General features: G+C 57.9%; 3 protein-coding genes and 9 tRNA genes. All 12 read left to right on the top strand.

The features are described from left to right. Positions 1–430 precede the first annotated feature (430 nt). The 12 genes from ACFPPD_RS22420 (at position 431) to ACFPPD_RS22365 (ending at position 5103) form a co-directional block, all read left to right on the top strand. Positions 431–507, top strand: a tRNA-Phe gene (locus tag ACFPPD_RS22420). 6 nt (positions 508–513) lie between these two features. After that, positions 514–588: transfer RNA gene (locus tag ACFPPD_RS22415), tRNA-His, on the top strand. Between the two features lie 4 nt (positions 589–592). Then, positions 593–666: transfer RNA gene (locus tag ACFPPD_RS22410), tRNA-Gln, on the top strand. Positions 667–677: 11 nt separating this feature from the next. Then, a tRNA-Lys gene (locus tag ACFPPD_RS22405) sits at positions 678–753 on the top strand. 271 nt (positions 754–1024) lie between these two features. Further along, positions 1025–1100, top strand: a tRNA-Asn gene (locus tag ACFPPD_RS22400). Positions 1101–1102: 2 nt separating this feature from the next. Continuing rightward, positions 1103–1179, top strand: a tRNA-Ile gene (locus tag ACFPPD_RS22395). 3 nt (positions 1180–1182) lie between these two features. Then, a tRNA-Asp gene (locus ACFPPD_RS22390) sits at positions 1183–1258 on the top strand. A gap of 4 nt (positions 1259–1262) precedes the next feature. After that, positions 1263–1350 (top strand) — tRNA-Tyr (locus tag ACFPPD_RS22385). A 4-nt stretch (positions 1351–1354) separates the two neighbouring features. Continuing rightward, positions 1355–1432, top strand: a tRNA-Glu gene (locus tag ACFPPD_RS22380). Positions 1433–1641: 209 nt separating this feature from the next. Then, positions 1642–2241, top strand: a complete 600-nt coding sequence (locus tag ACFPPD_RS22375) for a ribonuclease H-like YkuK family protein (RefSeq protein WP_209752038.1) — start codon at positions 1642–1644, stop codon at positions 2239–2241. Positions 2242–2721: 480 nt separating this feature from the next. Further along, positions 2722–3834: a slipin family protein gene (locus tag ACFPPD_RS22370; protein ID WP_378083423.1), complete on the top strand. Its 1113-nt coding sequence runs from the start codon at positions 2722–2724 to the stop codon at positions 3832–3834. Positions 3835–3876: 42 nt separating this feature from the next. Further along, entirely contained in the window at positions 3877–5103 is a 1227-nt protein-coding gene (locus ACFPPD_RS22365) for an RtcB family protein (protein ID WP_209752042.1), read from the top strand. The last annotated feature ends 140 nt before the right edge of the window (positions 5104–5243 follow it).

Raw genomic sequence — 5243 nt, 5'->3', positions numbered from 1 at the left:
TGCACCAAAAAAAACAAACGGCACAGGGCTTTTTCCCATGCCGTTTCGGACTCCATTTTTATTCCCGGTCTTGTCTTTGAGCTTAACTTAATGACATTGACGGCGGAAGTGGTCTTTTTTTATTTCACACGAGGGAAAGGCGGGAAACGACAATGAGAAACGGCCAACAGACGCGTTATCCATTCATCGAACAAGAGACGAAACGGGAGTTCAACGTCGATCTCCATCGTTTCCCATTGCCTCATATCCCAATAGGTAGCCGATATTCGATAAGACGAAGCGGATCGCCGCCAAGCGGCGGGAGCCTGCTTTCGTCGGGCGGATGACATTCGCCCCGTTCCGTATCGCATATCGAGCTACCTGCATTCCGGACGAATCGTTCGCTGCCCATCGGCAGCCGCGGCTCCGGAGACGGGTAGCTTTTTATTACGGTCGGGTAGCTCCAATCGGTAGAGCGGCGGTCTGAAGAGCCGCGCGATGAAGGTTCGAATCCTTCCCCGACCGCCAAGCATGGAGGCCATGGCGAAAAGGCGAACGCGGCGGACTGTGGATCCGCAAGTACCGGTTCGAGTCCGGTTGGCCTCCCCAATATTGCCCGATAGCCAAGCGGCAAGGCAGATGACTTTGAATCATCGAGCGCAGGTTCGACTCCTGCTCGGGTAACCATCACTTCTCAAGGGTCCATAGCTCAGTCGGAAGAGCAACCGGCTTTTAACCGGTTGGCCGGAGGTTCGAACCCTCCTGGACCCACCATGATCAATTCGGATGGGCGTCATCACATAGGCTGCCGGGCGGCGGCCGACAGATCCGCGGGGAACACCCGTACCTATCCTCCACCGGGACGTAGCTCAGCTTGGCTAGAGCGCTTGCCTTGGAAGATCAGATCAGCATGAGATTTCGATCATCTCCCGCTTATCTGATCCCTACGCAAAGCTGCTTCGGCGTTCGGAGAACGCCAAAGACGTTTTTGCTCGGAAGCAAGAGGCCGAAGGTTCGAATCCTTCCGTTCCGACCAACTTTATTTAGGGATATCGCCAATCCGGTAAGGCAGACGGCTGTTAACCGTCCATATGCAGGTTCGAGTCCTGCTATCCCTGCCAACGCTGTACTAGCTCATTTGGTCAGAGCACTCCGCTGATACCGGAGAGGCGCCTTGTTCGAATCAAGGGTACAGCACCATAAGGTTCCTTAGCTCAATCGGGAGAGCGTCGGTTTGTCAAACCGAAGGCAGCGGGATCGAAACCCGCAGGAACCGCCATCATGGGAGCATAGAGCGTAACCGGAAGCGTCTTCGGCTGTAAACCGAATGTGCAGCGCACCTTGGAGGTTCAAGTCCTTCTGCTCCCACCAATTTGGCTCCGTTGACAAAACGGCTTAAGTCACCAGGCTTTCAACCTGGTCAGTGCGGGTTCGAGTCCCGTCGGAGCCCCCAAACTATAAATCTAGTTCAAAAAGTTCGGTTATCAGCACCGAGAAGGTTGAAAGAAGCTAGGAAATGAGGATCGGAGCGTAGGCAGACCTACGTGAGAACCGGAAGTTCCGGCTGAATTCAAGATTCGATGTCGAGTAAGCTTCAAGGAAAAACTTCGTGATCATAATCGGACTTTTTGAACAACTACTATTAGAAATTTGGTGACCACGATGAAAAGGCGCAGGTACGCCCCCATCCATGAAACGCTCTTCCGCAACCTATCGGAAAACAATCTGAATATAGACGATGTGTTCGAGCGTGTCCGGAGTTTCATGGAAAAGGATCCGAGAGCCGCGTACCAGCTCATCGTCGGCACGGACGCGCAAGTTCACGCCGGCCACACGAAGTTCGTCACGTCCATCGTCATCTATCGCCCGGGGCGAGGCGCTTGGTTCTGCTATCGCCAGGTGATCGTTCCGCGCGAGATTCGATCGCTGCAGGAGAAGCTGAACCTAGAGACGACGCTCAGCCAAGAGGTCGCGGCTCTTATCGACGGCCCCCGGCGCGAATCGCTAGAGGACATTCTGCTTCCTTACGTCTATCAGGGCGCGGAACTTCTCGTCTACGTCGACATCGACGCCGGGACGGACGCGAAGCGCAACAAGACGTCCGCGTTCGTCGCCGACATGGTCGGCCGCGTCGAAGCGATGGGCTTGACGGCGAGAGTCAAGCCTGAGGCGATCGGCGCTTCCGCCGTGGCGAACCGTTTTACGAAGTCGCCCTACCGGGGCGGCGCGTTATCGGCGGCGACCGGAACTTCGCATCGTTAATCATTCACCTTATAAACATCGGGTCTACGTACGGCGCCGGTCCGCGATTGCCGGGATTTCCGCATGATCCCTCAGTGCCGAGGCATTCGCTATCGGTATGCTGCGGACACGGGCGGCGTAGACCCACCATTTGGAGGTTCGAATCCTCCTCACATTCAGATGTGAGCCATGGTAGGCACTCGACTGTTAATCGAGACGATTTTGCTTCAAAACGCCCGAACCGAAAGACTCGGCGACCGCCCTCGGGCTTTCGCGCCCCGCGCCAAGCTTTGCGGTCCGCGGATACCGGCCGAAGCCGGACCGTTCGCGCTCATCGCCATAAGGACGCCGCGCCGACGATCGCAAGCGGATCGAACGCTACCGTCCCGAAGAGATGCGCGCAACGCTCCGAATTCCGCCTTAAGCGAGACTTCCGCCGAAGCGCGGGGGAGCTTTTCGGGGAAGGCACCCTAACATTTTCAAGAAAAGAAAAGAGGAATCATCGCAATGAAAGCCATCATTCGAGCCGACGAACGGGGACTCCTGTTCAAAGACGGCAACTACGTTCGTTACCTGAAACCCGGCACGTACCGGTTCTGGCCGCTGGCCGATTACAAAGTCGTCACTCTCAACGTGAACAAACCGTTTTCCGTCCCGGACCGGGATTTGCAATTGTTCCTTCAAGACGCGGAGCTTGCGAACGAATTGACGGTCGTGGACGTGCAAGACTACGAATACGCGCTGCACTTCGAGGAAGGCAAAATCGCGCGTCTGCTGCCGACGGGCCAGTATGCGTTCTGGAAAGGCTGGAAGAAACACGACTTCGTCCGGGTCGACGCCCGCGAGCCGGAGATCGACGCATCGATCGACGTCTCCGTACTGGCCCGGCTGAACGTCGCTTACGTTCAGTCCTTCGAAGTAGCGACGTACGAGACGGGCGTCCTGTTCATCGCAGGCAAGTTCCGGAAAACGCTCGCGCCCGGCAAATACTACTTCTGGAAAGGTCCGGTATCCGCCGTCGTCAAGTTGATCGATATGCGCCAGTTGCAGCTCGATCTGACGGGCCAGGAAATGATGACGGAGGACAAAGCGACACTGCGGCTGAACTTCGTCGCCCAATATCGCATCGCCGATCCTCTCAAGGCGCTCGAGCTCAAGACGTTCGAAGACCAGCTCTACGTGTTGTTGCAGCTCGTGTTGCGGGAATACGTCGGCTCCCTGAAGCTGGACGACTTGCTTCGCACGAAGCAGGAGATCGGCACGTATGTCTTGGACAAAATGAACAAGAGGGCCGACGAGCTCGGCGTCGTGTTCCAATTCGCGGGCGTCAAGGATATCATCCTGCCCGGCGACGTGAAAGAGATTCTGAACACCGTCCTGATCGCGGAGAAGCAAGCGCAGGCGAACCTCATCACGCGACGGGAAGAAACGGCGTCCACGCGCAGCCTGCTGAACACGGCGAAGCTGCTGGACGAGAACGAGACGCTGTACCGGCTGAAGGAGCTGGAGTTCATGGAGAGGATCTGCGACAAAGTCGGCACGATCTCCCTGTCCAACGGCGGCACCCTGCTCGAGCAACTGAACGCCATCGTATCCGCGAAAGGCAAAACTTAGCTATAATGAAGAAACGCAATCATGGAAACGGAGTTGAAATGCATGGCTTATCAAAATATAGACGGCGTTCGGGTGTGGGGAGTGCCGGACGAAGGCGCGCTGTCCCAAGCGCGGACTTGCGTGCAAACCGGCAACGTCGTCCGGACGCTGCTCATGGCCGACCATCATAAAGGCTACAGCCAACCGATCGGAGGCGTCGTCGCGTACGACGGGCAAATCTCCCCTTCCGGCGTCGGCTACGACATCGCGTGCGGCAACAAGGCGGTCAGGACGAATCTGATGGCCGCCGATATCAAGCCTCGCATCGCGAGCCTCATGAACGAAGTGGCGCGGAAAGTCTCTTTCGGCATCGGGCGGAGCAACAGCGAGAAGGTCGATCACGAGTTGTTCGACGACCCAGATTGGGGCGTGTACGCGTCCGTCGGCCGGCAAGAGCACGACAAGCTGAAGGCGCTGGCCCGGGATCAGCTCGGCACCGTCGGCAGCGGCAACCACTTCGTCGACCTGTTCGAGGAAGCGGCTACCGGCCGGTTGTGGATCGCGAATCATTTCGGAAGCCGGGGCTTCGGCCACAAAACCGCGAGCGGCTTCCTGAACTTGGCGGCCGGACGGGATTTTTTGGGCAAAGCGCCGGGCGAGAAAATGGATCAACCGCCCGTTCTGCTGGATATGGACGGCGAGCTCGGCGACATGTATTATCGGGCGATGAAGCTGGCCGGACGCTACGCTTACGCCGGCAGGGATTACGTCATCGAACAATTGCTGGCGATCCTCGGCGCGGAATCGGATTTCGAGGTGCACAACCACCACAATTTCGCGTGGAAGGAAGCGCACGAAGGCAAGGACGCGATCGTCATCCGGAAAGGGGCGACTCCCTCCGCGCCGGGTCAGCTCGGATTCATCGGCGGTAGCATGGGCGACATCTCCGTCATCGTGCGGGGGAAGGATACCGCGGAGAACCGAGATTCCTTTTACAGCACCGTTCACGGCGCCGGCCGGACGATGAGCCGGACCCAAGCCGCGGGCAAGATGAATTGGAAAACCCGCACCCGTTCCGGCGGGGAAATCTCTCCGGAACGAATGGCCGTCGCGGTTCGGGAATACGGCGTGGAGCTGCGGGGAGCGGGAACGGACGAAAGCCCGTTCGTGTACCGGAAGCTGCATGATGTGCTCGACGCCCATGCGGAGACGATCGACGTACTGCACGTGCTGAGGCCGATCGGCGTCTGCATGGCCGGCGCGGACGAGTTCGACCCTTACAAAGACTAAGTGGGCAGTAGCGGAATCCCCTAGCCTCGCGGCTTGGGGATTTTTTGACGATTGCGCGCCTAGCCAAGTTAGGCACAACTAGCCGGTGAAAGTCCGGTCGAGGTAAGAGCCAAGTCGCCTCGTAGCTGACGGGCAGCTGG

Source organism: Cohnella suwonensis (genome assembly GCF_042655365.1).
Taxonomy (GTDB): domain Bacteria; phylum Bacillota; class Bacilli; order Paenibacillales; family Paenibacillaceae; genus Cohnella; species Cohnella suwonensis.
This window is presented reverse-complemented; position numbering and strand designations above follow the sequence as displayed.

Excerpts from the sequence above, each read along its gene's own strand:
- ACFPPD_RS22375 (WP_209752038.1), top strand. The coding sequence starts at position 1,642 with ATGAAAAGGCGCAGGTACGCCCCCATCCATGAAACGCTCTTCCGCAAC.
- ACFPPD_RS22365 (WP_209752042.1), top strand. The coding sequence starts at position 3,877 with ATGGCTTATCAAAATATAGACGGCGTTCGGGTGTGGGGAGTGCCGGAC.